2 protein-coding genes are annotated in these 2466 nt (G+C 36.5%); both read left to right on the top strand.

Annotation, left to right across the window (positions count from 1 at the left end; all coding sequences use genetic code 11):
• The first annotated feature begins 561 nt into the window (after positions 1 to 561).
• Entirely contained in the window at positions 562 to 2154 is a 1593-nt protein-coding gene (locus O9290_RS23075; RefSeq protein ID WP_002761324.1) for a hypothetical protein, read from the top strand.
• 174 nt (positions 2155 to 2328) lie between these two features.
• Positions 2329 to 2466: transposase family protein (locus O9290_RS23070; RefSeq protein ID WP_190357953.1), on the top strand; the 138-nt coding region annotated here is incomplete at its 3' end.

Below are 2466 nucleotides of genomic sequence, written 5' to 3'. Positions count from 1 at the left end.
AGGATTGAATCTTTTCAGAGGTTTGGGTTTTCTCTCAATAACAGAGGGACAGAGGTGGTTAGCTGAACGTTGGGAAAAACTGATAGTTTTATCGACGTAAGAAGCAGAAAAATTAGCTAAGTTAACAGGATGTACTCTCAGAAAATTTCAAGAGAGATAGGCTTTTAGTGGCTTGGAAACAAGCTTTATCAATTTATTCATAATAAATTTGGCAGAGGATTAAAGATTAGTTATTGTGACTAACTCTTTTGGTTAGAACAAGATAAACTTGAGAATCTTCGGTCAAATTTATTGACTCAAAATCAGCTATACTTAATTTAAATGAAACAGCACTAGGGGCAGGGGGGATCGAACCTAAAATCCATTTTTAATTTAATTATAACCAGCTACTTAACTACTTAACTGAATCTGCTAGGATGCTATCACAGAATAGAAGACTACATCTATTAATTACTGAGGCAGAACCAAGTTTAACCGCTCTTTTTTCACTACTTCTATCGCTTTGGGTCCCAAAAATTAGGCGTTTCGGTTTACCATGGTCAAAGTGTGCTTTCTAGGCTAATGACTTTGACTAAAAACCCCGTGAGCAGAAACCGTCGTTTTTCCCCGCGCAATCTCTTTGAGACTTGCATGGCCCTATTGGTGTTATGTAATTATATTCTGGTTATTTTCGATTTAACCTATATTCCCCTGCGAGATTTTTGGTTACAGGGACGCTTGCAAATAACCTTATTAAGATTTAATGAACCAATAAAACTCGGGCTGATTTCCTTTCAAGAATTACAAATACCTCCCGATAAACCCCTAGAAATTCCCTTTGTTAAAGGAATCGCTAAGTATGATGTGGTGAAAGGAATTAAACCCTATCGCAGTACCAGTGAATATTTAGAGACGGTTAATAAACTTAATCAACTAATTAATCAAAAGCTCTTTAACCCAGAGTTTAATCTGCAAGAATATCGCCAAGATATCGAGAAAATTTTAGACAATTTGCGCCAAAAAAGTGTCAATATGATTGATAATAATCCCTTTGCCTTGGCGGAGAAAACTGGGACTTTAGAGAAGATTAAAAATAAAATGCGCTTGCGGGTTTTTAAAACAGAAAATGTTTCCGCAAAAGCAGCCTTTCAGAAGTTTTGGACTTGGGATTATCTCATTCAAAATGGCTGGGAAAAAGAGTTGAAGTTTTTTAATCAAGAAATTCAACCTTTAATAGAAACTAATTATTTTCGTCCCCTGGGAGAAGATGGGAGACCGATAGATAACTTTGAGGCGATCGATTTTTTATTTGGTACCATCTTTTTCTGGGAATTTATGCTGAGAACTTGGTGGATTGCTCGCACTCATAAAGGCCTGCGTTGGCGCGAGGCTATGTTATGGCGATGGTACGATATTTTTCTGTTTATTCCTATCTGGAGATGGTTGCGATTTATTCCTACCGTTATTCGCCTAGATCAAGTTAAAATTATTAACTTAAGGTTGATTAAAGAACAGGCAATTAAAGGCTTAGTTGCGCTAATTTCTAAAGATATTACTGAGATAATTGTCCTGAGAATAATTAATAAAATTCAGGAATATATTCGACGGGGACAAGTGAAAAATTTTCTCAATCGATCCCTTAATGGTGGCTATAATAATCTCAATGATACTAATGAAGTTATTGAAATTTTTCGGTTAGTAGTTAATAGCACCGTTGACAAGGTTTTACCGCAAGTTAAACCAGAAGCAGAAGCTTTAATTAAATACAATATCGAGAAAATTCTCAGTCAAACTCCCGCTTATCAGAGCTTATTGCGATTACCCGGCATGAAAGGGTTAAAAACTGACTTGAGCAATCGCTTATCTAGTCAATTGTATCAATCCTTTGTTAATATAGCTGAAAAGATTACCCAGGAAGACGAAGTTTTTGAGCGTTTAGTTCAGCAATTAGTCCAGCGTTTCGGGCAATCTCTCGCCGGGGAATTACAATCCCGTCACAGTCTAGAAAGAATCGAGATGTTATTAATTATCTTCCTGGAAGAAGTCAAATTAAACTATGTACAAGAATTCTCAGATGAAGACTTAGAAACTATCCTCGAACAAACTCGCTTACTCCACTCTAAAAGTGCAGAAATTACCCCAGGAGAAACCATGAATCCTCGTCGTCTTCCCTAAAAATTAAGTAGCTGGTTATAATTAAATTAAAAATGGATTTTAGGTTCGATCCCCCCTGCCCCCCTTGATAAGGGGGGTGCCGATTAGGGCTGTTTCATTCTCCCATCAGAATATCAAAAGTAAAAGCGATCACTGTCAGGTAAAATGAGAAGTGAACGCAAACTTTTGAAAGATATGTTGAGCTTAATAGAAAAACTAAAACAAGTCAAGGACTTTCGGAAAGATCAAGGAAAAAGACACCCTTTATGGATAGTATTAGTAGTAATAATACTGGGAACAATGCTAGGATACTCAGGTTATAGAGAACTAGGA

Source organism: Microcystis sp. LE19-41.2A (assembly GCF_027530405.1).
Taxonomy (GTDB): domain Bacteria; phylum Cyanobacteriota; class Cyanobacteriia; order Cyanobacteriales; family Microcystaceae; genus Microcystis; species Microcystis aeruginosa.
Note: the sequence above shows the minus strand (reverse complement) of the source record. Positions and strands in the feature narration are given on the sequence as shown.